This window comes from Actinoplanes sp. NPDC051851 (genome assembly GCF_040681165.1).
Lineage (GTDB): Bacteria > Actinomycetota > Actinomycetes > Mycobacteriales > Micromonosporaceae > Actinoplanes.
This window is the reverse complement of the sequence record NZ_JBFAYF010000018.1, coordinates 77,456-101,850: the sequence shown is the minus strand read 5'-3', so window position 1 is coordinate 101,850 and position 24,395 is coordinate 77,456. Positions and strand designations below refer to the sequence as shown.

Annotated in this window: 25 protein-coding genes; 17 read left to right on the top strand and 8 right to left on the bottom strand. The window is 71.3% G+C overall.

Annotated elements, in window-relative coordinates:
- Positions 1 to 125 precede the first annotated feature (125 nt).
- Positions 126 to 815 (bottom strand): nuclear transport factor 2 family protein, encoded by a 690-nt coding sequence (locus tag AB0M08_RS19410; RefSeq protein WP_364494768.1) that lies wholly within the window; start codon positions 813 to 815, stop codon positions 126 to 128.
- A 71-nt stretch (positions 816 to 886) separates the two neighbouring features.
- Here AB0M08_RS19410 and AB0M08_RS19405 point away from each other — a divergent pair, with 71 nt between their 5' ends.
- Complete coding sequence (locus tag AB0M08_RS19405; RefSeq protein ID WP_364494765.1) at positions 887 to 1,432, top strand: helix-turn-helix domain-containing protein; 546 nt, start codon at positions 887 to 889, stop codon at positions 1,430 to 1,432.
- A 140-nt stretch (positions 1,433 to 1,572) separates the two neighbouring features.
- Here AB0M08_RS19405 and AB0M08_RS19400 read toward each other — a convergent pair whose 3' ends face one another.
- Both AB0M08_RS19400 and AB0M08_RS19395 read right to left on the bottom strand, forming a co-directional pair.
- Positions 1,573 to 2,379, bottom strand: coding sequence for an SAM-dependent methyltransferase (locus AB0M08_RS19400; RefSeq protein ID WP_364494763.1), 807 nt, complete (start codon positions 2,377 to 2,379; stop codon positions 1,573 to 1,575).
- A gap of 154 nt (positions 2,380 to 2,533) precedes the next feature.
- Entirely contained in the window at positions 2,534 to 2,992 is a 459-nt protein-coding gene (locus AB0M08_RS19395) for a MarR family transcriptional regulator (protein ID WP_364494760.1), read from the bottom strand.
- 192 nt (positions 2,993 to 3,184) lie between these two features.
- Between AB0M08_RS19395 and AB0M08_RS19390 the strand changes: the two genes are divergently transcribed.
- Positions 3,185 to 4,237, top strand: coding sequence for a DHA2 family efflux MFS transporter permease subunit (locus AB0M08_RS19390; protein WP_364494758.1), 1,053 nt, complete (start codon positions 3,185 to 3,187; stop codon positions 4,235 to 4,237).
- Between the two features lie 85 nt (positions 4,238 to 4,322).
- A complete protein-coding gene (locus AB0M08_RS19385; RefSeq protein WP_364494755.1) occupies positions 4,323 to 5,144 on the top strand; it encodes a YwqG family protein in 822 nt (273 codons plus the stop codon).
- 6 nt (positions 5,145 to 5,150) lie between these two features.
- On the opposite strand, the gene AB0M08_RS19380 is transcribed toward AB0M08_RS19385, so the two are convergent.
- The 3 genes from AB0M08_RS19380 to AB0M08_RS19370 are packed head-to-tail and all read right to left on the bottom strand — an operon-like array spanning position 5,151 to position 7,452.
- Positions 5,151 to 5,528, bottom strand: a complete 378-nt coding sequence (locus AB0M08_RS19380) for a RidA family protein (RefSeq protein ID WP_364494752.1) — start codon at positions 5,526 to 5,528, stop codon at positions 5,151 to 5,153.
- Positions 5,525 to 6,211, bottom strand: a complete 687-nt coding sequence (locus AB0M08_RS19375) for a response regulator transcription factor (RefSeq protein WP_364494750.1) — start codon at positions 6,209 to 6,211, stop codon at positions 5,525 to 5,527. Before AB0M08_RS19375 ends, AB0M08_RS19380 begins: the two co-directional genes overlap by 4 nt.
- The gene (locus AB0M08_RS19370) at positions 6,208 to 7,452 is read right to left on the bottom strand and encodes a histidine kinase (protein WP_364494748.1); all 1,245 of its coding nucleotides are present in this window, start codon (positions 7,450 to 7,452) and stop codon (positions 6,208 to 6,210) included. Before AB0M08_RS19370 ends, AB0M08_RS19375 begins: the two co-directional genes overlap by 4 nt.
- Before the next feature lie 61 nt (positions 7,453 to 7,513).
- Between AB0M08_RS19370 and AB0M08_RS19365 the strand changes: the two genes are divergently transcribed.
- From AB0M08_RS19365 to AB0M08_RS19320, 10 genes are all read left to right on the top strand, one after another.
- Entirely contained in the window at positions 7,514 to 8,629 is a 1,116-nt protein-coding gene (locus AB0M08_RS19365; RefSeq protein ID WP_364494746.1) for a pectin acetylesterase-family hydrolase, read from the top strand.
- A 112-nt stretch (positions 8,630 to 8,741) separates the two neighbouring features.
- Entirely contained in the window at positions 8,742 to 9,269 is a 528-nt protein-coding gene (locus AB0M08_RS19360; protein ID WP_364494744.1) for a hypothetical protein, read from the top strand.
- 27 nt (positions 9,270 to 9,296) lie between these two features.
- A complete protein-coding gene (locus AB0M08_RS19355; protein WP_364494741.1) occupies positions 9,297 to 10,142 on the top strand; it encodes a DUF4097 family beta strand repeat-containing protein in 846 nt (281 codons plus the stop codon).
- Positions 10,143 to 10,819: 677 nt separating this feature from the next.
- On the top strand, positions 10,820 to 11,815 hold the full coding sequence (locus AB0M08_RS19350) for an ATP-binding cassette domain-containing protein (protein ID WP_364494738.1): 996 nt from the start codon (positions 10,820 to 10,822) through the stop codon (positions 11,813 to 11,815).
- Positions 11,812 to 12,573, top strand: a complete 762-nt coding sequence (locus AB0M08_RS19345) for an ABC transporter permease (RefSeq protein WP_364494735.1) — start codon at positions 11,812 to 11,814, stop codon at positions 12,571 to 12,573. Before AB0M08_RS19350 ends, AB0M08_RS19345 begins: the two co-directional genes overlap by 4 nt.
- A gap of 30 nt (positions 12,574 to 12,603) precedes the next feature.
- Complete coding sequence (locus tag AB0M08_RS19340) at positions 12,604 to 13,278, top strand: hypothetical protein (RefSeq protein ID WP_364494733.1); 675 nt, start codon at positions 12,604 to 12,606, stop codon at positions 13,276 to 13,278.
- 135 nt (positions 13,279 to 13,413) lie between these two features.
- Entirely contained in the window at positions 13,414 to 13,809 is a 396-nt protein-coding gene (locus AB0M08_RS19335) for a hypothetical protein (protein WP_364494730.1), read from the top strand.
- Between the two features lies 1 nt (position 13,810).
- Entirely contained in the window at positions 13,811 to 16,426 is a 2,616-nt protein-coding gene (locus AB0M08_RS19330) for a caspase family protein (RefSeq protein WP_364494727.1), read from the top strand.
- Between the two features lie 7 nt (positions 16,427 to 16,433).
- On the top strand, positions 16,434 to 17,786 hold the full coding sequence (locus AB0M08_RS19325) for an extracellular solute-binding protein (protein WP_364494725.1): 1,353 nt from the start codon (positions 16,434 to 16,436) through the stop codon (positions 17,784 to 17,786).
- A 52-nt stretch (positions 17,787 to 17,838) separates the two neighbouring features.
- Complete coding sequence (locus AB0M08_RS19320; RefSeq protein ID WP_364494722.1) at positions 17,839 to 17,988, top strand: hypothetical protein; 150 nt, start codon at positions 17,839 to 17,841, stop codon at positions 17,986 to 17,988.
- 25 nt (positions 17,989 to 18,013) lie between these two features.
- Here the strand turns inward: AB0M08_RS19320 and AB0M08_RS19315 are convergent, their stop codons facing one another.
- Complete coding sequence (locus AB0M08_RS19315; protein WP_364494720.1) at positions 18,014 to 18,310, bottom strand: hypothetical protein; 297 nt, start codon at positions 18,308 to 18,310, stop codon at positions 18,014 to 18,016.
- Between the two features lie 266 nt (positions 18,311 to 18,576).
- Here AB0M08_RS19315 and AB0M08_RS19310 point away from each other — a divergent pair, with 266 nt between their 5' ends.
- Positions 18,577 to 19,695: a TetR/AcrR family transcriptional regulator gene (locus AB0M08_RS19310; RefSeq protein ID WP_364494717.1), complete on the top strand. Its 1,119-nt coding sequence runs from the start codon at positions 18,577 to 18,579 to the stop codon at positions 19,693 to 19,695.
- On the opposite strand, the gene AB0M08_RS19305 is transcribed toward AB0M08_RS19310, so the two are convergent.
- Complete coding sequence (locus tag AB0M08_RS19305; protein WP_364494714.1) at positions 19,667 to 20,875, bottom strand: oxygenase MpaB family protein; 1,209 nt, start codon at positions 20,873 to 20,875, stop codon at positions 19,667 to 19,669. The two genes, AB0M08_RS19310 and AB0M08_RS19305, sit on opposite strands and share 29 nt — an antisense overlap.
- Before the next feature lie 233 nt (positions 20,876 to 21,108).
- Between AB0M08_RS19305 and AB0M08_RS19300 the strand changes: the two genes are divergently transcribed.
- The 3 genes from AB0M08_RS19300 (at position 21,109) to AB0M08_RS19290 (ending at position 24,385) form a co-directional block, all read left to right on the top strand.
- Positions 21,109 to 22,563: an FAD-dependent monooxygenase gene (locus AB0M08_RS19300; protein WP_364494711.1), complete on the top strand. Its 1,455-nt coding sequence runs from the start codon at positions 21,109 to 21,111 to the stop codon at positions 22,561 to 22,563.
- Between the two features lie 490 nt (positions 22,564 to 23,053).
- The gene (locus AB0M08_RS19295) at positions 23,054 to 23,587 is read left to right on the top strand and encodes a hypothetical protein (protein ID WP_364494708.1); all 534 of its coding nucleotides are present in this window, start codon (positions 23,054 to 23,056) and stop codon (positions 23,585 to 23,587) included.
- Positions 23,588 to 23,620: 33 nt separating this feature from the next.
- Positions 23,621 to 24,385, top strand: a complete 765-nt coding sequence (locus tag AB0M08_RS19290) for an arginase family protein (RefSeq protein ID WP_364494705.1) — start codon at positions 23,621 to 23,623, stop codon at positions 24,383 to 24,385.
- Positions 24,386 to 24,395: the final 10 nt, after the last annotated feature.

The following is a 24,395-nucleotide window of genomic DNA, read 5'->3' as shown; positions in this document are numbered from 1 at the left end:
CGTGGCGCTCCGAGTGATGACATGAGTGGTGTCGCCTCCGCGGTGTCCGGACGCCGCGGAGGAGGACCGGGACTTGACCCGGCGCGGCGGCCCGGGCTGCTGCTCGTTCGAGAAGAAGCGCGCCCTCAGGCTGATGAGGCCAGGGCCCGCGCCAGCGCGGGGAGGTGGCCGAAGACGCGGGCGCCGGTCAGGTGGTCGGCGTAGTCGCGGGACTCGATGATCTGGCCGTTGCGGACGCGTACCACGAAGATGCAGGGGAGGGTGAAGTCGCGGCCGTGGACCGTGCCGGTGTAGCGGAATTCGAAGATCACCACCTCGGGGTCCTGGGTCGTGTGCACCTGGTCGTCGATGACGTCGTAGCGCTCGATCCCGGGCGGGCGGCCGCCGTCGGCGAAATGCTCCCGCAACGCGTCCCGGGTGAGCAGTGGGGTGTCGCCGAGTGGGCGGAACGGGTGGCGGACGTCGGTGTGCTCGGCGTAGTACGAGGCCAACTCGTCGAACTGGGCGGCCTCCTCTTCGCCGGTGAGGCCGCCGCGCATGATGCGGCAGACGCCGGCCGCGACGGCGCGGACAGTCTCCTCCGGGGTGCGCACGGGATCGACGGGAGCGGGAGCGGTACCGGTGTCAGGAGTGGTGGCGGGAGCGGTACCGGTGGCGGGAGCGGTACCGGTGGCGGGAGCGGGAGCGGGAGCGGGAGCGGTGCCGGGAGCGGGAGCGGGAGCGGTGCCGGGAGCGGGAGCGGGAGCGGTGGGAGCGGGCGTGGGGACGGTGGCGGCAGGCGTGGCGGGGTTGGGGGTGTCGGTGGGTGTGGGCATGTCGTTTCCTCCTAGCGGAGTCTGGACTTCGGTTAGGGTATCGAAGTCGGGACTCCGGTTAAAGTGGTGGCATGCGTCAGGATGCTCGGGAGAACCGGGAGCGGATTCTCGCCGCGGCGGAACGGGTCTTCGGGGCGCAGGGGGAGGCCGGGTCGACCGAGGAGGTGGCGCGGCTGGCGGGTGTCGGGGTCGCCACCGTGTTCCGGCACTTCCCGGTCAAGGAGGCACTGGTCGAGGCCACGCTGGTGCGACACTTCGCCGGGCTGCTCGAACGGGCCCGGGCGGCGGCGGACGCGGCCGATCCGACCGAAGCGCTGTCGGCGCTGATCCGGGCGATGATCGAGCGCGGGGGGACCAAGCTGACGCTCGCCTCGATGCTGGGGGCCGCGCCCCCGGCGCTGGTGGCCGCGGCAGGCGAGGTGAAGGCCGAGGTCGACGTGGCGCTTCGGCGTGCTCAGGCCGCCGGCACGATTCGGCCCGACGTCGGTGTCGAGGAGCTTTACCTGCTGATTCGCGGCCTGACCCAGACGACCGCCGCCACCCCGGTCGACCCGGCGGTCCTCGACCGGGCAATCGGCGTCATCCTCGCCGGCTTCGGTCACCGCCCGCGGGGATGAGGGTCACCGCCCGCGGGGATGAGGGTCGCCGTGTGCGGGGGGAGGGTCACCGGCCGCGGGGGTAAGGGCCGCTGCCTGCGGGGATGAGGGTCACCGGCCGGGCTACGGTCTCGGGGCGGGGATGGGGGCTGCCGGCCGGGCTACGGCTTCCGGGCGACGCCGCAGTAGGCGGAGAGGATCAGGGTCGGGTCGACCTCCTCGTCCGGGCGCCACTGCGGGAGCTGGACCAGGCCGGGCTCGACCAGGTCCAGGCCCGCGTAGTACGTCGCCAGCCGGGTGGTCGTGCGCAGGTTCTGGGTGGTGGGCATGCGCTCGTTGAGCTTGTCGGCGGAGCGGACCACGTTGGCGTCGGCGCTCACGTCGAGAGCGGTGTCGGAGTGGGCCAGGTAGCTGCCGGGTGGCATCGCCTGCATGATGTCGTGGACGATGCCGGTCGGGTCGTCGGCGTCCGGGATGTACTGGAGGATCATCAGGAACAGCACCGCGACCGGCTTGTCGAAGTCGAGCGTACGGGAGGCCTGTTCCAGGATCTTGCCGGTGTCGCGGGCGTCTGCGTCGACGTAGTCGGTGGTGCCCGCCTCGCCGGTCAGCAGGGCACGGGCGTGGGCGAGAACGATCGGGTCGTTGTCGACGTAGACCACCCGGCTCTCCGGCGCCACCTCCTGCGCGACCTGATGGGTGTTGCCGGCGCTCGGCAGGCCGGTGCCGATGTCCAGGAACTGGCGGATGCCCGCCTCGCCGGCCAGGTGGCGCACGGCCCGGCGCAGGAAGGCACGGTTCGCCCGGACGCCGGGAAGGATCTTCGCGCCCGCGGTCACCGCACGCTCGCCGGCCTCCCGGTCGGCCGCGAAGTTGTCCTTGCCGCCGAGCCAGTAGTTGTAGACGCGCGCCGGATGGGCCACGGTCGTGTCGAAGGGGTAGTGACGCTCCCCGGAACCGGTTGACACGCTGGCCTCCTCGTACGTGGAAAAGCGTTCGTATCCTTCCGCAGTGATCGCTTTCTGTCACGTATCCCTGCTGTCCGATGTCGACGGACGGGAAGCGGAGACGAGGTCCGTGCAGCTCAGCCGCGGGGTGATGGGTGGCTCCCTCGTTCGGGTCTCAGGTGTCGGCGGGCGCGGTGATCGGCCGGGTGAGGCGCGCGATCAGGGATGCCAGCCGGTCGTCGAAGGCGGCCGCGTCCAGGGCGGCGCCGAGTTCGGCCCTGCTGATCCTGGTGGCCGCGGCGTGCCTTTCGGAACCGAGATCGGTGATCTGGCAGTAGACCCCCCGGCGGTCGTGGTCACAGGTGACCCGGGCGGCGAGCCGTTTCGTGGTGAGACGGGTGACCAGGCGGCTCATCGAGGACTGGTCGAGGGCGACCGCGTCGCTCAGGTCCTGGATGCGCGTGCCGCGCGGGTTGCCGCGGGTCAGTTCGTCGAGCACGAGCAGCTCGGTGAGGGTGAGGTCGAACTCGCGCACGAGCCGCTTGTCGAGCGACTGGCCGAGGCGCCCGGTGAGGACCGTCAACTGCCGCCACAGGTCGAGCACGTCCGGCTGTCCACCGCGTCGTTCCGCCATCACACCGTCCTCCGGGTCATCGGAGTACACCCTACACGTCCGTGCAAAGTCAATGTTCATACATGCAATCCGGTGGCGATGTTTCGGCTGATCCGTTGGTAGAAAACGGATATCGCTCCAAAAAATGTCTGTACGTACATGTATTCTGTGCGCGTCATCCGACCTGAAACGCCGCTCGGAGGTAATGACCACATGTCCAGCGACACCAGCTCGGCCCGGCGCGCACCCGGCGAGACACCCGCCGGACCGGAGCCCGAGAGCCTCGATCCCGCCTTCCTCAGGATGGCCGGCGTCCTGCTGCTGGCCCTGCTGATGGCCCTGCTCGACGAGACCATCGTCAATGTCGGTGTGGACTGTCTCGTCACGGTCTTCGGCGCGCCGCTCTCCACCATCCAGTGGGTCACCGCCGGCTATCTGCTCGCCGTCGCCGTTGCCACCCCGGTCTCCGGCTGGGGCGTTGACCGGTTCGGCGTACGTCGCATCTGGATGCTCGCCGTCCTGCTGTTCACCGTCGGCTCGCTGCTCTCCGGGCTCGCCTGGTCGGCCGGTAGCCTGATCGCCTTCCGGGTGCTCCAGGGCCTCGGCGGCGGCATGATCTTCCCGGTCGTCCAGGCGGCGATCGCCCAGGCCGCCGGCCCGGCCCGGGTCGCCAAGGCGATGGGCCTGATCTCGATCCCGCTGACCGTCGGCCCGGTGCTCGGCCCGATCCTCGGCGGCTTCTTCGTGGACGACATCAGCTGGCGCTGGATGTTCCTGATCAACCTGCCGGTCGGCGCGGTCGCCCTGCTGCTCGCCCGCACGGCGCTACCGGCCGGCGGACCGGAGCGGGGCGCCTCCCGTCCGCGCCTCGACCTGCTCGGCCTGGCCCTGCTCTCGCCCGGCTTCGCGGTCCTCATCTACGGCCTCACCACGGCCGCGCACCGCGGTGACTTCGGTGACCCGGCCGCGGTGGTGGCGTTCGCCGCCGGCGTGGTGCTGCTCGTGGCATACGTCCTGCACGCCCTCCGGGCCGCCGCTCCGCTGATCGACGTCCGGCTCTTCACCCGCCGCGGGTTCACCATGTCGGTGGTCACCATGCTGCTCGTCGGTGCGGTCGCCAACACCCGGCTCACCGCCACCACCGGCTTTCCCTCATCCGCGTACGCCCGGACGTATTGGTTCGTGGCCGCTTTCGCCGTGGTGGCCGGTCTCGCCGCGGCGCTGCTACCCGGTCCCTGGCGGGCACCGAGGCAGCAGCCCACCTGACGCTGGGGCTCCCCTCGACCCGGCCGCCGGCGCGATCGGGCGATGCGGGGCGACCCGTGTGGCGGCGTCCGGCACACTGTCCGCCGTGACTGATTTCGATGACTTCCGGGCCGCGGCCGCCGCCGAGGGCTTCGCCGCCGAGACGATCGACGCCTGGCTGGAGTTGGCCCGCCCGTACGTGGTCCTCTCCACCGACGCCAGGCACGGCGGCCCGGTCGCCGGCCGCCTCGGTGGCCTGCCGACCCTGACCGGTATCGGCCAGTGGCCGACCTTCGGTGACGACCGCCGCCTGCTGCCACTTTCGGTCACCGTCGACTGCGCGGCCCTGCCGCGACACGGCCTCGCCGCCGATCTGCCCGCTTCCGGCCTGCTGCAGTTCTTCATCGAGTACGACGATCTGTACGGCGACCCCGACCCGTTCGGTGACGAGGCCCGGGTGCTGCACGTCGACGACCCGTCCGCCGCCGAGCGCAAGGCCGGCCCGGACGAGGTCGACGTCTACGAGTCCCGCGACCTGTACATCTGGACCGGCTACGACTTCCCGCACTTCTCCCACGAGGAGTTCGACGTGTTCGAGGAGCGGGAGCCGCGCGCCGAGGCCCTGTTCGCGCTCGCCACCCGCACGCTGGGCGTCCTCGAGGGTGGCGACAGCATCCAGATCGGCGGCTACCCGGCCGCGGCGCACGGCGAGCCGACGTACGACCTGGCCCGCCTCACGGCGGAGGAGACCGGCGCGAGCGACGCCGACCTGGACGCCCGGTACCGCCGCGACTACCGCTTCCTGGCCCAGTTCGATCTCCTGGACGACATCAACGACGCGGTCACCGCCCGTTTCCTGATCCGCCACGACGACCTCGCGGCCGCCCGCTTCGACCGGGTGGCGTCCCTGCCCGAGTTCGGCGAGTGACGAGCCTCAGTCGATGACGGCGACCATCGCGATCGAGACCAGGATCCCCGGGCGGTCGACGCCGATCTTGCTGACGCAGCGCGGCGGTTTGACGCCGGGGAAGAACTCGTCGAAGACCTCGATCACCCCGTCGGCGTCCTCGGGGCGCATCAGCAGGGTGTGGACCATGACGGCGTCGGAGAGCTGAGCGCCGGCGGCCCGCAGGATCGTCTGGCAGTTGAGCAGGGACTGCCGGGTCTGCTCCTCGACGGTGTCGCCGGCCATCGTCCCGGTGGTCACGTCCATGCCGATGGTGCCGGCAACGTAGACCGTGTCGCCGGCCTTCACCGCCTGGCTGTAGCCGGGGAACTCGGGAGCGTCGGGAGTGGAGATCACCTGTTTCACGACGGGGGCTCCTTGCTGACGGAGGAGTGGGGGCGGACCAGGCCGCACTCGTACGAGAAGACCACGGCCTGGACCCGATCGCGCAGGCCGAGCTTTGTCAGAATTCTGCTCACGTGGCCCTTCACCGTCCCCTCGGTGAGGAAGAGCCGCCCGCCGATCTCGGCGTTCGACAGCCCCTGGGCGATCAGCTCCAGCACCTCGCGCTCCCGGGCGGTGAGGACGTCGATCTCGTCGAAGCGGCGGGGGAGGGGATCGCCGGCGGTGCCGATGTGGCGTTCGATCAGGCGGCGCGTCACCGATGGCGCCACGATGGCATCACCGCGCGCCACCACCCGGATCGCCGAGAGCAGGTCCGCCGCGAGGGTGTCCTTCAGCAGGAAGCCACTGGCGCCCGCACGCAGCGCCGCATACACGTACTCATCGAGGTCAAAAGTGGTCAGAACCAGGATGCGCGGTCCTTCCGGCATCGTTGCCCGGATGCGCCGGGTGGCTTCAAGACCATCAATTCCTTCCATGCGTACGTCCATCAGAATGACGTCCGGGGCGGCCGTGACCGCCAGGTCGATCGCCGCGGCGCCGTCGTCGGCCTCGCCGACCACCTTCATGCCCTCGGCGTTCTCCACGATCATCCGCAACCCGGCCCGGAGCAGCACCTGATCGTCGACGAGCAGCACCCGGATCACGACGCCACCACCACGGTGACGGGGATGGTGGCCCGCACGGCGTAGCCGCCGCCGGGGGACGAACCGGCCGAGACCGAGCCGCCCAGCACGGCGAGACGCTCGCGCATGCCCCGCAGCCCGTTCCCGGAGCCGCCCCGGTCGCCGACGCCGTCGTCCGTGACCGATATCTCCACCTGAGTAGCGCGGTAAGCCAGCAAAACCTCGGCGGACGCGCCCGAACCCGCGTGTTTCATGACGTTGGTCAGGGCCTCCTGGACCACCCGGTACGCCGACACGTCCACCGCGCTCGGCAGTCCCCGCGGCTCCCCGTCCACGTGCAACCGCACCTCGGTGCCCGCCTGCCGGACCTGCTCGACCAGCCCCGGCAGCTGGGCCACCCCGGGGAGCGGCCGGGTCGGGGCGTCGATGGTGGAGAGGACCTGCCGCATGTCCGCGAGCGACGCGCGCCCGGTCTCCACGATGGTCTCCAGCGCGGCGAGCGTGTCCGACGGCTTGTTCGCGAACGCGGCCGCCCCGCCCTGCGCCTGCATGACGATCACCGCCAGGCCGTGCGCGACCACGTCGTGCAGCTCGCGGGTGATCCGGGCCCGTTCCGCGGCGACGGCGAGCGCGGCCCGCTGGTCCCGCTCGCGTTCCAGGTCGCGGGTGCGGGAGAGGAGCTCGCCGAGGTACGCCCGGCGGCTGCGCATCCCCCAGCCGACCGCCCACGCGACGAGCAGCGGCGACCCGAGGACCGGGATCCCGCCCCAGTCGGTCGGCCCGAACCGGGTGGTACCCGCGGGTGCCGGTCCCTGCCGGTCACCGGAGAGTGCGGCCAACTCGTCGGGCTTCCCGTCCAGCGCCACGTACGCCGACCAGCCGACCGCCGCGGCGAGCAGCGCGCCGAGCACCCCGAGCGAGACTGCCCGCCGCCGGTGCGCCGCGACGGTGTAGAGCAGGATCGGCACGGCCAGGTCGGTCGGTACCGGCCCGTTCGCGGCCGCCATCTGCGCGACGGTGACCGCCGTGGCCAGCGCGAGTGCCGGGATCGGCCAGGCGCGGCGCGCCGCGACGGCGAGCGCGCCGGCCAGGATCAGGAGCAGCCGGATCCGCGGCCATGCGATGGCGAGCTGCCCGGTCAGCACCGGCTCGATGCCCGCGGCCCGGCCACCGCGCACCGTGGTGATCATCGGGACGGTGCCGATCAGCAGCAGGACGGCGAGCCCGGCATCCTGCAGGAGGGGGTGGTTCCATCGGGGCACATGAGTCTTCATACCTGCCCGGCGGCCTGCCCGATACCCGTCGGAAGTCATGGTTGCGGTCATGACCATGGCCAGGCGCGCGCCGATGGGGGAGGCGCGCAGGCTGGGCCGCATGAGGAGAGCACTGCTGGCCGTACTGGCCACCGTGCTGCTGGCGGGCTGTCACGCCACCACGCTGACCAGCAGCAGCAATCACACGGCGCTGGAATGGACGAAGGTCGTACCGACCGGGGACTGCCACTGCGCGGACGGTAGCCGGTTCAACTTCTGGGAACGCAAGGCGGACCCGACGCGGGTGGTCTTCTTCCTGAACGGCGGCAACGTCTGCTGGGACGCGACGACGTGCGCCATGGACGGCGGCTCGGGCCGGGACCAGAGCTGGGCGTTCAACCTGGCGCACGTCGACCCGTCGAACCGGGACGGGATCTTCGACACCACCCGGGAAGACAACCCGTTCGCCGGGTTCTCGTACTTCTACGTCAGCTCGTGCACCGGTGACTCGCACCTCGGCAGTGCCGTCCGGGAGTACTCCGCGGACCTGACCGTCGACCATCACGGGTACGCCAACGGTACGGCGGCGGTCGACTATCTCGCGGCGAACTACCCCGACGCCACCGAGGTCGTCGTGATCGGCAAGACCGCGGGATCGCCGGCCGCCCCGATCTACGGTGCGCTGATCGCGGACCGGCTGCCGAACGCCCACGTGATCGCCCTCGGCACCCAGTCCGGCTCGTGGCCGGACAGCGCGGCGTTCGGTGACACGGTGCTGAACACCGAGTGGGGCGCCTACCGGGCCGTACCGGAATGGGCTCGTCATGGTGTCGCGGCGGCGCAGTGGAGCGTGACGGATCTCTGGATCGCGGCCGGAAAGCACGATCCGAACCTCACCCTCGCCCGATTCGATTTCGCGTACGACCCCCACGCCACCTCGGAGTTCACCGCGTGGCTGCCGAACCCGCCGGACCTGCTCGCCGAGATCGACGCCAACGACGCCATCATCGCGGCCGCCGGTGTCACCGTGCACACCTACACGGCCGCCGGCGCCCTGCACCAGACGTTCGACGACGGCAAGCTCTACACCACCACGGTCGGCGGCACGAAGCTGATCGACTGGGTGACCGCGCTGGTCACGGGCGATCCGCCGGCGAACGTCCACTGCACCGAGTGCGGTCCCTGACGGGGTGACGCGACGAGGAGCCCGTGCCCTTTTCGGGTGCGGGCTTCCATCGTACGCAAGAAGTGGTGTCATGGGGTTGATTGTGGCATCACCGTGGTGTCATAGTGGTGTCATGGAATTGCGCCCCTACATCGACGCGCTGCGGCACGAGCTCGCTCTCGCCGCGGCGGCCGGTGGTGACGATGCCCGTGAGCTGGCCGAACGGCTGACGGCGCCGCTGGAGTCGGCGACCCGGCTCGCCCTGCTGGACGCCCTCTCCGAAGCGGCCGCCGAGATCACCCGGGACCTCGCGCCCGGGTCGGTGGACCTGCGGCTGCGTAATCGGGAGCCGACCTTCGTGGTGACGCCCGCGTCGGCCGACCCGTGGTCTGACCAGGCGCCTGCGCCTTCTGCTTCCCCCGCGTCCTCGACGTCGACGTCCGCGTCCTCCACGGGGGAGGACGAGGCGATGGTGCGGATCAGTCTGCGCCTGCCGGAGCACCTCAAGGGGCGGGTCGAGCGGGCGGCCTCGGCGGCGGGTGTCTCGATCAACACCTGGCTGATCCGGGCCGCGGCCGCCTCGGTCGACAACGAGCCCGCCCGGCCGAGCACCAGCACCAGCGTCACCGGCGGCCAGCGCTACACCGGCTGGGTCCGCTGACCCGTTACCCCCGGAGAGGAGAACGTCATGCCCACCTTCGACACCCCCGGCACCATCGACGTGACCGTCGACGTGATCGCCGGTGACCTGCGCGTGGTCGCCACCGAGCGGCCGGACACCGTGGTCACCGTCCGGCCCGGGCACGGCGCCGACGACAAGGACGTACGGGCGGCCGAGGAGACCCGCGTCGACTTCGCCGGCGGCGTACTGACCGTGCGCGGACCGCGCCAGCCGCGGCTCGGGATGTTCGGCAAGATCGGCAGCGTGGACGTGCTGATCGAGCTGCCGTCCGGCTCCGGGCTGGACGTCAAGCTCGGGGTCGGTGCCGTGCAGTGCACCGGCGACCTGGGTGGTACCAAGCTGCGCAGCGGAGCCGGTGACCTGCGCGTGGAGAACGTCGGCGACCTGTCGATGAAGACCGGGATGGGGCTGGCCGCAGCCGAGGAGGTGGCGGGCCGGGCCGAGCTGACCACCGGGTCCGGGAAGCTCCAGGTACGGTCGGTCAGCGGGCCGGCGGTGCTCAAGAACGGCAACGGCGAGGTCTGGGTCGGGTGCGCGGGCAGTGAGCTGCGAATCAACTCGGCCAACGGGGACATCGGGGCGGATCAGGCCGGTGGCTCGATCACGGCGAACACCGCGAACGGGAACATCCGGGTGCGCGAGATGATCCGCGGGGTTGCCACGTTGCGCAGTGCGGCCGGGCGGATCGAGGTCGGCGTGCGGAGCGGAACGGCGGCGCGGCTCGACGTGCATACGCATTACGGGAAGGTCCGCAACGAGTTGACCGCGGCTGACGGGCCGGCCGAGAGCGATGAGCGTGCCGAGGTCCGGGCGCGAACGGCGTTCGGCGACATCCTGATCCATCGTTCGTGATGCATCAGGAGTGATGCATCACTCCTGATGTAGTGCCGTGGCATTGTGGAGGCGGCCTCCCGCGCCTTTGTGTCCTGTGCGCCCGCCGCCCTCTGATCCGGGTTGATCGTGTGCACGCACCGCCCGACCCCGCGCCGTCCGTGGACGCGTGCCGCCCCGCCTACGCCGTCCGTGGACACGTGCCGCCCGACCTGCGGCGTTCGTGGACACGTGCCGCCTCGGGATTGCGGGTCCGCGGTTCCGCAGACCACCCGAAACGGAGCGCCGCGGCGCAGAGAACCCGGGCAGTGCGGGAAACGGGCACCCGCACCGAATAAGCCGGCAGGGTCACCCTTGCGGGCCAGCCGAACTCCCGTGGCTGGCGTGTATGGGTGTCTCGGACCGCCTGAGGCACCCATACGGCCCAGCTGAGCGGTCCCGGCTGGTCGCCAGGGGTGTCTCGCGGCGTCTGAGACACCCCTGGCAACCAGCCAGGAAGATCCGCTTCCTCCCGGACGCCGATGCATCAATCACGATGCATCAGAAGTGATGCATCACTCCTGAATCATCGGCGACCCACCTCGACAACTCTCGAAGCACCGACAACCCCCAACAAGGGCCGCTTCACCCTGCCCGAAAACCCCTGAAAACCCCTGAAAACCCCTGAAACCGAACCCCGGAATTGAGGCGCAAAAACGATGACCGCGACAGTCACCACCCGCCCCGCCATCTCGCTCGCCGGACTGCGTAAATCCTTCGGCGACACCACGGTCCTCGACGGCATCGACCTCACCGTCACCGAGGGCACCGTCTTCGCCCTGCTCGGCCCGAACGGCGCCGGCAAGACCACCATGGTCCGGATCCTCGCGACCCTCATCCCGCCCGACGCCGGCTCGATCCGGGTCGCCGGCCACGATCTCACCCGCGAACCCGACCGGATCCGTGCGGCGATCGGCCTGACCGGACAGTTCGCCGCGGTCGACAGGCTGATGACCGTACGGGAGAACCTGCAGTTGATGGCCGATCTGAATCACCTCGGCCGCACCGAGTCGCGCCGTCGAGTCGCCCGGCTGATCGAGCGGTTCGACCTCGGCGCCTCGGCGGGCAAGCCCGTGTCCCTGCTCTCCGGTGGGCAACAGCGCCGTCTCGACCTGGCGATGACGCTGACCGGTGACCCGCGGCTGATCTTCCTGGACGAGCCGACCACCGGACTCGACCCGCGCAGCCGGCACGACATGTGGCAGATCGTCCGGGAGATGGTCGCCGAGGGGGTGACCGTCTTTCTCACCACGCAGTACCTCGAGGAGGCGGATCAGCTCGCCGACCGGATCGCGCTGCTCGACCACGGCCGGATCGTCGCCGAGGGCACCCCGGAGGAGCTCAAGCGCCGGATCCCCGGCGGTCACCTGCTGCTGCGCTTCCTCGACCCGGGTGCCCTGAACGCCGCGGCGGCCGTCCTGGACGTGACCCACCGCGACGACGGCGCGCTGACCCTGCAGGTGCCCGGCGACGGCAGTGTGAACTCCATTCGCGAGGTGCTCGACCGCATTCACGAACCCGCCGAACTGAGCATTCACACACCCGACCTGGACGACGTGTTCTTCACCTTTACCAACAAGAGGCCGGATACCGACAAGAGGCCGGATACCAACAAGAGGCCGGATACCGACAAGAAGCCGGAGGAGAAGCGATGACCGACTCCTGGATCATGTTCCGCCGCCAGCTGATCCATCTGAAACGCTATCCGTCGCTCACGATCATGCTGATCGGCCTGCCGGTCATCTTCCTGCTGCTCTTCGTGTACGTCTTCGGCGGCGCGGTCGGTGCCGGCCTCGGCGGCGGGCGGCACGCGTACGTGAACTACCTGACCCCGGGCATCCTGCTGTTCACCGTGGCCGGGGCGGTCGCCGGCACCGCGATCTCGGTCGCGATGGACATGACCGAGGGCATCGTCGACCGGTTCCGCAGCATGGCGATCACCCGTTCCTCGCTGCTGACCGGGCACGTCCTCGGCAGCCTGGTGCAGAACTTCCTCGCGATCGCCGCGGTGCTGGCCGTCGCTCTGCTGATCGGTTTCCGCCCGAACGCCGGCCCTCTCGAATGGCTCGCGCTGCTCGGCCTGCTGACCGCGGTCGCGTTCGCGCTGACCTGGCTCGCGGTGGCCCTCGGCATCGCCGCGGACAGCGTCGAGACGGCCAGCAACACCCCGATGTTCCTCAGCCTCCTGCCCTTCCTGGGCAGCGGCTTCGTACCCACCGACACGATGCCGTCCGCGCTGCGCGCCTTCGCCGAGAACCAGCCCTTCACCCCGATCATCGAGACCATCCGCGGGCTGCTGCTCGGCACCGGAATCGGTCACAGCGGGTATATCGCCCTGGCATGGTGTGCCGGTATCTCCCTGGTGTCCTACCTGTGGGCCAGACGGGGGTTCAAGCGCCGAGCCGCTCGCTGACCACTTTCGGTAACCCTTACCATGATCACCGTGGTCAGCGAGCGTTCCACCACGTTGAAGGCGTGGGCACTGGTGACGTACTTGCTGCGCGCGAATCCCGGCCTGCTGGTGACCGAGACCCGCTCCGCTCCGGGACATCCCACCTGCCTGACCCTGATCCGCGGCGGCGAGCACCTCATCGACATCGACGAGGCGGGTACCGTGACCGTGCCGGGAAGCCCGGCATTCGGCACGGTGCCCGTCTCCGACTTCTTCGAACGGGTGGACTCCGCCGCGTTCCGGGAGGCCTTGGAGGAGTCGGTCGGCCTGCGCGGCATCTCCAGCCCCTCACCGGAGGGCTCGGCCCGGCCGCTGACGTTCCAGGTTCTGACCGCGGTACTCTCCAGCACCCGCGCCGGCGACCAGGTCTGGGAGGCGCACAACGAGGTCCTCGACACGTCCGGCCGGGAACCGTACGTCCGCGGCTACCTCGAGTGCTTCCCGACCGCCGCCGAGCACGGCCCGCGCATCCCCGGCCTCACGCACCCCCGCCAGCGCTTCTGGGCACTGCTCCGGGACGGCGCCCCGGTCGCCCTCCTCGACATCGACGGCCACATCCACGTCGCCGGCGAGGTCCTGCACCTCCCCACCCTGCACGAGGAGTCCGGCTTCCGCCTCACCCGCACGGTCGCCGTCGCTCTCGGCCCTGTCGTCGATTCTTTCTAAAACCTTTTCCGGTACGCCGTAGGAGTACACCCCGCGCTCAAAAGGCACTCTTCCGGTGTCTTCCGTATCCCGCGAACAACTATTCCCGGCACCCCGCCGTCGCAATGATCCGAGCGCGGTGACTACCGTGTCGGAATGCCTTTCAGCCGTGATTCCGGTGGCATGATCGAAATGGAGATCAGCCTCGGCGGCGACGATTCCGATCATTGTCTCAACGACCTGCGCCGGTGGGTCCGGGCCGACGACGACCTCGCGGCCGTGCGCTGGCGGGTGCTGACCACGGCACCCGCGCCGGGCGAGATGTCGGGCGGCGCCGCGACCGGTCTGGTCGCCACGTTCCTGCAGCCGGAGCTGGCCGTCGCGCTCGTCAGCGCGCTGGGCGGCTGGGCCGCCGCCCGCGTGGCCGCCCGCCGTACCCGGATCCGGGTCCGCATCGGCGATCATGAGGTCGAGGTGGAGGGGCCCGGTTCGCGCAGCGCCCTGGAGCGGCTGGTCCGCGACCTCTGGGCGGATCCGGGCGAGGCAGCGTGACATGCGGCTCCCCGACTTCGCCCGATCGTGGGCGGTGCTCATCGGCACGGCCACCTACGACGAGGGCGACCTGCCCGACCTGCCCGCGGTGGCCCGCAACGTCCTCGCCCTGCACGAGCGCCTGACCGATCCGGGTCTCTCCGGCTTCCACCCCGCGCACTGCGGCACCGTCCTGGACCCGGACCACCCGGGCGAGGTGCTGGACAGCGTACGGTCGACGGCCGACCACGCCGACGACGTGCTGTTCGTCTACTTCGCCGGCCACGGCCTGCTCGACCGGGACGGCGAGCTCCACCTCGGACTGCGCCGCTCGCACGCCGAGCGGCCGTGGACGAGCGTCCGGTTCGCCCAGTTCGCCGAGCAGATCCTGGAGAGTCCCGCCCGCTCCAAGATCGTCGTCCTGGACTGCTGCTACAGCGGCCGCGCGCTCGATCACCTGCACATGTCCCCGGACGGCCTGGTCCAGCGCGCCACCGCCCAGCTCGACATCGACGGCCTGTACGTGCTGACGTCGAGCTCGGCCTCCCAGACGTCCTGGGCTCCGGAGGGCGCCGAGTTCACCGCGTTCACCGGCTGGATGCTGACCACGATCGACAGCGGTGTCCCGAACTCCCGGGAGTTGCTGACGATGCGCGCCCTGTACGCCGCCGTCCGCGACGAGATGCAGCGCCGCAGGATGCCCCGCCCCCAGCAGCACTGCCGCAACATGGCGGGCGAGGCCGCCCTCTTCCGCAACACCCCTCCCGTGCCCGGCACCCCGCCGGCGGGCGGCACTCCGCCGGTGCCCGTCACTCCGCCGGTGGGCAGCACTCCGCTCGCTCGCGGCATCCCGTCCCCCTACGTCGCGCCACCAGCCGAGCCGATCCGGCCTCAACTCCTGTCGCCTTCGCCGCCCGTAGCCCGCGAGCCGCCCCTCGTTTCCCGCCCGCGAAGAAGGCGCAACGACGACCCCCGCAACGACGACCCCCGCAACCCCGGCCCCCGCTGGCGCAGGATCGCCGGTGCTCTGCTCTGCCTGCTCGTCCTCACCGGCGGGACGAGAGCCTCGGCCGCCGCCCCACCGTCCCCGCCGCTCTGCGCGCCCCCGGACGAGATCCGCATGCTGGTCCCGCTCGACGCCGCCGGCATGTTCGGCGAGATCGCCGACGACTACGAGTACGCCACCCGTGGCGGCGGAGACTGCCAGCGCGTCACCGTGACGGTCGTCGGCGCCTCCCGTGAGGACGCCGCCCGGGCGTTCACACTCTCCTGGCGGCTCCCGCGCGACGCCTCCGCCGCCGACGCCCGGCTGCTGGCCCGCGTCGGCCTCCCCCCGGACGTGTGGATCGCCGACCTCGGCGCCGACATGGAGAGGGTCCGGGACACCCTGCGCACGGACACCGGCACGACCGTCCGTATCCCCGGCGTCCCGGAGGACTGGTCGATCGCGGTCTCCCCACTGGTCCTCGCGACGACGGGTCAGCCGGGTGCCCCGCCGGTCGCGAGCAGCGTCGGGCTCTGGCGCGATCGTCTCACCGATCGGGAGGGGATGGTCCGCCCGGACCCGGACACCACGACGATCGGCCGCCTGGTCGACGTGCCTCTCTACCCGTGGGCGCCACCGCCCACGTTCGACGGCCGAAGCGACGTGGAGTTGCCGCTGGACGCCGCCGCGCTCCGGGCCGGGCAGGGGATCGGCGCGCCCGACGTCGCCGGGCTGCTCGGCGCCACGGACGGCACCCGGCCGATCGTCGCGGAGTGGCGGGTGTTCCGGTACAACGCGGAGCGCGCCACCGCCACGCGGGCCCGCCTGATCCACCCGCTCTACCCCGGAGACACCCGGTGGCTGGACTACCCGATGGTCGAGCCGCGCTGGCCGGCGCCGCAGAGCGGCCGCGTGCTCCGTACCGTCCACGGTTTCACCGCCTGGCTCCGCTCCCGCCGGGGCGCTGTCGCGCTCGCCGGGCACGGCTTGCGCCCGCGGTCCACCATGATGCTCAGCGGCAATGGGGTGCTGGACGACTGGCGGCCGTGGACCGGGTTCACGGCCACCGTCGCTGACCTCGAGCGGGCCGAGGCGGCGTACCGGAAGGCTCGCAAGCCCGCGACGATCCTGGTCGCCATCGACGGCTCGGGCTCGATGGCGGCGATGAACGGCGACCGGACCCGGTTCGCGACCGCGCTCGACGGCATCGACGCGGCGTTGAAGGAGATGGGCCCCCGGGACACCTTCGGCCTGACCGTCTTCTCGACGGCGATCCCCGGCGACGTCGACGAGGTGGTGGCGCCCCCGATCGATGCCGGTCACGCCCGGAAGGCGGCCGCCCGGGCACGGACCCACCTGCCCGGCGGTGACACACCCCTGTACCGGGCCATCGCCGACGGGGTGAAGGCCCTGCGCGAGGAGGGCGGCGGCACCGACCGGCACCGCATCCTCGTGGTGCTCACCGACGGCGACGACACCGTCGGGGGCGAGCTTCCGCGGCTGACCGGCGGCGATGTACGGCTGGTGATCGTCAACGTGGGCTCGCAGGGCTGCCCGGACCCCGACCTCGCCACGCTGACCAGGGTGTACGGCGACTGCCTCGGCCTGCCCCCGGAGAGTGTCGGCGAGCAGATCAAGCGACTCTGGCAATAGGAGGACCATGAGCGTCCGTCGATTCACCCTGACCTGGCGCAGTCCGTGGCTGCTGATCCCGATCGGACTCACGGCCGGCGCGCTGCTCGGCACCACGGTCCCGGCCACGATGGACCCGGAGGAGACCCCGGCCACGCTGGTGATCGTCAGCGGTGCCGAGGAGGGCGCCGCGGGTGCCCGGCAGGCCCTCCTCGACCTGTGGAACGAGTCCCATCCCGCCACACCGGCCCGGATCCAGCAGGTCCCCGGCGACGCCGACGCGCAGCACGACGAGATGGTGCGGTACGCCAGGGGCGAGAAGCCGGTCACGGCGGACATCGTCAACCTGGACGTGACCGCCCTCGCCGAGTTCGCCGAGTTCCACTACATCGCCCCGTGGCCCGCCGACCGGATCCCGACGACCGAGTACGAGGCGCTGATGGCGCAACCCCGGGCCAGTTGCTCGTACCACGGCACGCTCTACGGCCTGCCGTTCAACACCGACGCCGGTATGCTCTTCGCCCGCAACAGCCTGCTCGGCCGCAAGCCCACGAGCACGCCCACCACCTACACCTGGAATCAGATCAAAACCGTCAAAAGCAGTCCCTTCGCGTACGGCGGACAACTGGCGACCTACGAGGGCTTGACGGTGAACGCCCTCGAAGCCCTCTGGGCGGTGGCCGACGAGCGCCGCGCCCCGCTGTCACCGCTCGGCGTCCCGACCGACCCGGCCGTCTGGCGCGAGGCGGTGACCCGCCTGTTCGGCCTGAACGACACCGACCGGGCGAACGACACCGACCGGGCGAACGACACCGACCGGGCGAACGACACCGACCGGGTGATCGACCCGGCGTCCACCACCTACCACGAGGGGCAGACTACCGCCGCGTTCGGCGCCGAGCGGATTGCGTTCATGCGCAACTGGCCCACCGCGTTCCGCACCCTCTACGAGAACGCCGACCAGCACCCGTCGGCCGCCGCCGCCGACATCGTGATGACCCCGCTGCCCGGCCCGGCCGTCCTGGGCGGCCAGAACCTCGCCGTCCTCACCACCTCCACGCACGGCGACGCGGCCCGCGAGCTGATCACGTTCCTCGCCTCCGAGCCGTCCCAGCGCCTCCTCATGCAGCTCGGCGGCTACGCGGCCGCCACCACCCGGACCTACACCCGCCGCGAGATCACCAACGCCCGCCCGTACGCCACGAACATCCGCACCGCGATCCAGACCAGTCGCCCACGCCCCCAGACCCCGCACTACGCCCGCTTCAGCGACGAGCTCCGCAAACTGATCCTGGAAACCCGCGCCGCCCACGGCAAACCGCCCGCCAACCTGTCCCAGCGCCTCACCGCCGCCGCCGAGGGCCGCCTCCCACCCCGCTGACCTTGCACGGAGGGAGTACGGCGAACCCCTTTACGGGTGTCAGGCGTTTCCGTTGTCAGACGGCCCGGAGGGCGACAATGGTGGATTCGCCCAAGCGCTGGACGACGATCGACATGCGCCGCTTGCGGAGAAGGCCACGACCGAGCGGCTGCGGATCGAGGCGGAGCTCGAACCGATCGTGGGCGTGATCGTCGAGCGGTAGGTCGCGGGCGGTCGAACGGGCGGTGTCAGGCGCTGGCGGCGTAGAGCAGGTCCCGTACCCGGGGGTCCTGCTCGCGAGCGGACTGCCAGACCAGGCGCAGGGTGAGGGACGGCAGGGGGAGGCCGAGGACGGCGAGGGTTCCGGTGCGGACCGCGTCGGTGACGGCGAACTCCGGGAGCAGGGCGAGCCGGTCGGTGGAGGGATGGATGCCGGTACGCAGTTCGGGGCGCCGCTCGGCGAGCCGGGCCAGCACGGCGGGTACCAGCGTGGCGACCAGGGTCTCCAGCGCACCGAGCCGTACGTCCGGGCGCCCGCTCGCCATGCCTAGCCTTGACTTTGAGTCATCGATCAACGCCTGTCCCGTAATCTGAGAGAGACTGATATCACTGAATGTGTGAGCTGGGGAAACGTCGCGGATGTCTGTCGGATTCCGGGCCGGACGTGGCCGCGTGGCGAGCTCGCGGGTCTGCGGCGCGCCTGTGATTGACTAGTGCTCATGGTTCTGTGCCCGCCCGTGTCCGCTCAAGGGACCCGGTGACCGCCGGGCCGACCGCGGCCACGCGGCCGCGTAACCGCAGGCAGCTCATCGTGGAGGCGGCCGGTCAGGTCTTCAGCGGGCGGGGTTATCACGCCGCCTCGATGGAGGAGATCGCCGCCCGGGTGGGTATCAGCGCGGCGGCGCTCTATCGGCACTTCCCCAACAAGTACGCACTCTTCGCCGAGTGCGCCACCGTGATGGTGGACCGCCTGGTCGCCGCCCTGGACGAGGCGCCAGCCGACGCGGCGCTGCCGGACGTGCTCGGCGCGCTCACCCGGGTGACCATCGCGCACCGTACCTCCGGCGGACTGTACCGCTGGGAGGCGCGCTACCTCGACCGGGACGACCGGCGGCTGCTGGGGGCGAAGTTCGAGCAGGTGGTGACCCGGGTGACCGAGGTGGTGCGCCGGGAGCGCCCGCTGCCGGACGAGCGGCTGCGGGCCGTCGCGGCGCTCGGCGCGATCGGGTCGATCACCATGCACCACACCACCGTGGCGCAGCGGCGGATCGAGGAGATGCTGGTGGCGTCCGCGATGCGGGTGGCCGCGACCGAACCGGGCTCGGCGGCGGGCAGCGCGGGCCTGGTCGAGCTGCCCGCGCAGCCGGTGCCGCGGACCCGCCGGGCGGAGATCCTGGCGGCGGCGATCCCGCTGTTCGCGCGGGACGGGTTCGCGAACGTCACCAACGGGCAGATCGCGCAGGCGGTCGGGCTCGCGCCGTCGGCGATCTACCGGCACTACCCCGGCAAGGTGGACATCCTGGTGGCGGCGTGTCTCCAGGCGGCCGGGCTGCTGGCCCAGGCGGTCGAGCGCAGCCAGCGAGACGGACAGAGCCTGGTCGCGCTCGCGGCGGCGTACGTGGCGTACAGCTTCGAGCAGAACGCGCTGACCAGCATCGCCGAGGCGGAGATCGCCGGGTTGCCGGACGACCTGCGGCGGCCGCTGATCCTCGCGCAGCGCGAGCACATCGCCGTCTGGGAGCAGCAGCTGCGCGCGGTACGGCCGGAGCTGGACCCGCGGCAGGCCCGGCTGCTGGTGCACGCGGGCTTCGGCGTGGTGGTCGAGGCCGGGCGCGCCCTGCGCTGGCAGGACACCCCCGGCCACCGGGAGGCGGTCACCGCGATGGTGCTCGAAGCGCTGACTAGGGACGATTCCCCGTCGGGATCGTGATCGGCGTGTACGACGTCGACGTCCCGTTGTTCAGGAAGAGCATGGCGAGTGCCCGGACGAACTGGTCGAAGATCGAGAACGTGGTCGGGATGATCGGCGAGAGCCCCTCGCGGAACGCCACGTAGGCCGGCCAGCCCAGCTCGATCACGCTGCGGGAGATCAGGTCGCGCGGCAGCTTCAACCAGTCGCCGATCTTGTCGCTGAGGACGTACCGGACGAACTCGCGCTGGAAGCCCTGGGTGACGCCGAGGTCCACCTCGGAGGTGAGGCTGAGCAGGATGTCGGCCAGGTCGATGCCCTCCGGGGTGGGCGCCATCAGCGGCGTCAGCACGTAGGCCGACTGCTGGTTCGCGGCCGACCAGCTCGCCGGGATGAAGTCGTCGCGGACGCCGAGCAGGTGCAGCGCGACCTGCCACATGTGCAGGTACGCCTCCTCCTCGGCGGCCGACATCCGGATGCCCCAGGACTGCAGTTTGCTGTGCACGTACGTACCGAGGCTGTGGAAGGTGACCAGGATGTCGCCGTTGCTGATCGGGATGAAGTCCTGGTCGTCGGTGACCGCGCGCCAGGCCGCGGACTGCGGGAGCAGGTGGCGCACCGCGGCGTGGGTGAGCCGCGTCTTGTTCGAGGTGACGATGAAGTGCCCGGTGGACTGGAAGGCATCGGCGGCGCTGAGGTCGTACCCGTACGTGAAGGTCTTGGCCGCCCGGGACTTCATGTCGGCGCCGCCCGCCGAGTGGTAGACGTTGCGCGCCTCGCGCGGGATGACCGTGCTCATGATCCCGCTGCCCAGCCCGTAGAGCAGGAACAGGTACATGCTCATCCGCTTGTTGAACTGCGCACCGCGGGCCAGCTTGGTCTGGTCCGCCCAGGCCGGCAGTCTGTTGTACGTCTGCAGGTAGGTGACGAGCTCGGCGGGGAACGCGCTCGGCAGCGCGTCGCCGTTGTTCACCCAGGACTCGAACGCCGTGTTGATCGCCGGGATCTGCCCGTTCTCCAGGAAGGACGCGACCATCGGGTCGGTGGCGTCGTCCCAGACGCTCCACGGGTCGGTGACGGTGTCGGTCGCCGCGATCGAGTCCTTCGAGGACCACGCCCACGCCGCGCCCGGATCCGCCACGGACGCCAGGCCGAGCGCCGCTCCGAGGGTCAGGACGCGTCTCCTGCTGAGATTCTGCATTCGCTTACCTCCTTGCCGAGAGGCCCGGCGCTGCCACAGGCAAGCAGCTTGCGGCGGCGCTACAAGCATGTTTCAACTGTGTCCCGTGTGTGATTTCTCATTAACATAGCGGCGCGCCCCACCATCGGCAAGGCTGGATGTCTCGCCTTTTCAAGACCCTTTTTGGGTACGCCGTGCGCACCGTGACAGCGCCGTGTGCGCACCGTGCGAGCGGCCACCGCCACGCTGCACCCATGCATGATGTCGTCATCGCCGGCGCCGGGCCGGTCGGACTCCTCCTCGCCGGCGAACTCGCCCTGGCCGGCTGCGACGTGCTCGTCCTGGAACGCGAGCCCGCCGCCGCCACCCCCGTCAAGGCCATGCCGCTCGGCATGCGCGGACTCTCCGCCGCCTCGGTCGAGGCGCTCTACCGCCGCGGCATGCTCGCGGACATGGGCGTCGCCGATGTGGACGCCCCGATACGCCCCCGGCACGTCGGCCACTTCGCCGGGATGATGCTGAACGCCACGCTCGTCGGCGACCTCCCGTACCGGCTGCCCAGCCCGGCCCTCGAGGGCATGATGACCAGCCTCGAACAGGTCGAGTCGGTGCTCGCGGCCCGTGCCGTCGACTTCGGCGCCGAGATCCGGTACGGCATCGAGGTGTCCGAGATCGATCCGCGCGACGACGGGGTCCTCGTGAACGGCGCGATCCCGGCCCGCTGGCTCGTCGGCTGCGACGGCGGGCGCGGGGCGGTCCGGCGTCTCGCGGGCTTCTCCCGCGTCGGCACCGCGCCGCGGTTCACCGGCTACATCGCCCTGGCCACCATTCCCGACCTGGATAAACTGCGCCCCGGCTTCAACCTGACGCCGACCGGCATGTACCTCCGGATGCACGTCGACGGCCACGTCGGCATGATGGACTTCGACGGCGGCGCGTTCGACCGGTCCCGCCCGCCGACCCGCGAGCACCTCCAGTCGGTGCTTCGCCACGTCTCCGGGACGGATGTCACGCTGACCGAGCTTCATCAGGTGTCCACCTTCACCGATCGGTCGGTGCAGGCGACGGCGTACCGTAAAGGAAGGATCCTGCTCGCCGGCGACGCCGCGCACATCCACTCACCGCTCGGCGGTCAGGGTCTGAACCTCGGCATCGGCGACGCGATGAACCTGGGCTGGAAGCTCGCCGCGACGGTCCGCGGACACGCCCCCGACGGCCTGCTCGACACCTACGAGAGCGAGCGCCACCCGGTCGGCGCCCGGGTGCTGAACTGGTCCCGCGCGCAGGTCGAGACGATGAGCCCCGGACCGCACGCGGCCGCGCTCCAGGCCTTCGTCGGCGACCTGCTCGCGACCGGCGACGGCGTCACCTACGCCTACGAGCGGCTCTCCGGCCAGGCGAACCGCTACGACCTGGGCAGCGACGACCCCCTCGTCGGCCGCAACGCCCCGGACTTCCGCCTCAAGGACGGCACCCGCCTCGGCGACCTGCTCCACAGCGGCCACGGCGTCCTGCTCGACTTCACCCCTTCCGCCCTCTTCCGCGACGCCGCCGAGCCCTGGTCGGCGCGCATCCGCTACGCCTGCGGCCCGGCCGTCGACGACCTCGGTCTCCGCGCAGTCCTGGTCCGCCCGGACGGCGTCGTCGCCTGGACCGACGCCCGCGACGACGTCGGGACGGCGGCGGCCCGCTGGTTCGGCCGGGAGTAGCCCTCCCGCCGTTTCCGCGATCCCGGATCCGTTCGTTCAGCTGCCCGGGGGTTGCGTGTAGCCGGTAGAGGACCGTCGCGGCGGCGGGAAGCGCCTCGGCGTAGCGGCGTACCTGGTCGTGCCGCTCCACCGAGCCGACCACCACCAGGCGCTGCGCCCCGTGCCGGTGGAACTCGGCCCAGAGCGCGGCGAGGTTCGCCGCCTTGAGCCGATGACCGCCGGGATCCCGGGCACCGGCCACCCGACCGTCGACTTGCCCACCGCGGTCGCGCCACACAGCCAGAGGATCTCGCCGTGCGTCCGAGGCGGCTCCGGCCACGGCGGGCTCCCCATCCTCACCCGGGCGTGCCCTGACCTCCAGGCGCCGGCGCAGCTCCGGCAGGTCGCTATCGCCACCAGACCCGTCACCATCGCCCGCATCCCGGCATCAGCCCAGCCCTGCGCCGACACCCTGTCGACGCCGCCCCACACCGGGTAGGTTGTCCGCACGATGTGGATCGGTGACGAGTCGTTCCAGGAGCTCGCCGAGCTGGACCCTGCCGGGATGCGCGAGTGGATCCGGCGGCACGAGCCGGAGGAGGAGTCGTCGTACTACTGGTGGGGCATCGCCAGTCGTGCGCAGCTGGGCCTCTACGAGTCCCGCGGTGCGTCCTACGGGGCCGCGTTCGCCCAGCTCGCGGTTATCGCGACGGAGGAGGCGGCCGAGCACGGAGCGCTGAGCGAGCACGACGCGGCGATCGGGATCGCCTACGTGATCGCGGTCCACCTCGCGGGCGGCGGGGAGGCCGGCCCCTTCGACGTGGATGCCGTCGTCGGGCGGTGCCTGGATCTGATCGAGGTCCCGTTCGCGGTGGCCGCGGCACGGGCGCCGCACTGGCGTGAACTGCCGATGCCGGAGATCCGAGCACTCCGATCGGCGAGAAACCTGACCGGACCCTGCGACATGCTCGCCGACCGGGTGTCCGACCCGGAAATCGCCGAGCGCCTGGCGCGGTGGCTGCGGCTCCGGGCGGATCTGCCGTAGCCCCTGGCATCGTCGTCTTGTTACGGTCGCGGGATGTCAGTGATCGGCGTTCCGTATCACCTCGACGAATACCTACCCGATCTGGACTTCGTGCTGCGCCCCGACGTGGTGGTGACCGCGGAGACGGCCGGCGGCGATCCGTGGGAGCGGCTCGCCCCGCTGTACTCGGCGGTCGCCGAGGCGGTCGCCGAGGCCGTCGCCGACGCGGTGGCGGGCGACGGTGGCGCCCCGACGGTGGTCGTGACCGGTGACTGTCTCACCGCGCTGGGCACCGTGGCCGGGCTCCAGCGGGCGGGCACCGATCCGGGCATCGTCTGGTTCGACGCGCACGGCGACGTGCAGACGCCGGAGACCAGCACGTCCGGCTATCCGGCCGGCATGTCGCTGCGCCTGCTGACCGGCCACCGGCCCGAGCTGATCGCCGGGCGGCTCGGCCTGCGCGCCGTACCGGAGCGGGAGATGCTGCTGGTCGGGGCGCGGGATCTGGACCCGCCCGAGGCCGCCTACCTGGACACCGCGGCCATCCGCCGCTGCGAGGTCGCGGATCTGACCGCGGCCGGGCTGCCGGACGGTCCGCTCTACGTCCACATCGACATGGACGTCATCCGGCCGGCCGACGTGCCGGGCATACGTTTTCCGACCCCGGGCGGCCCCTCCGCCGCGCGGGTCGGCGCCGCGCTGCGGTCGCTGCTGGACACCGGCCGGGTCGCGGCCGTGGGCCTCGCCTGCTCCTGGCTGCCCGGCCACGGCGCCGCGGCGGCGATCGCCCCGCACCTGGCGAATCGGCTGACCCGGTAGGAGCCGGTCC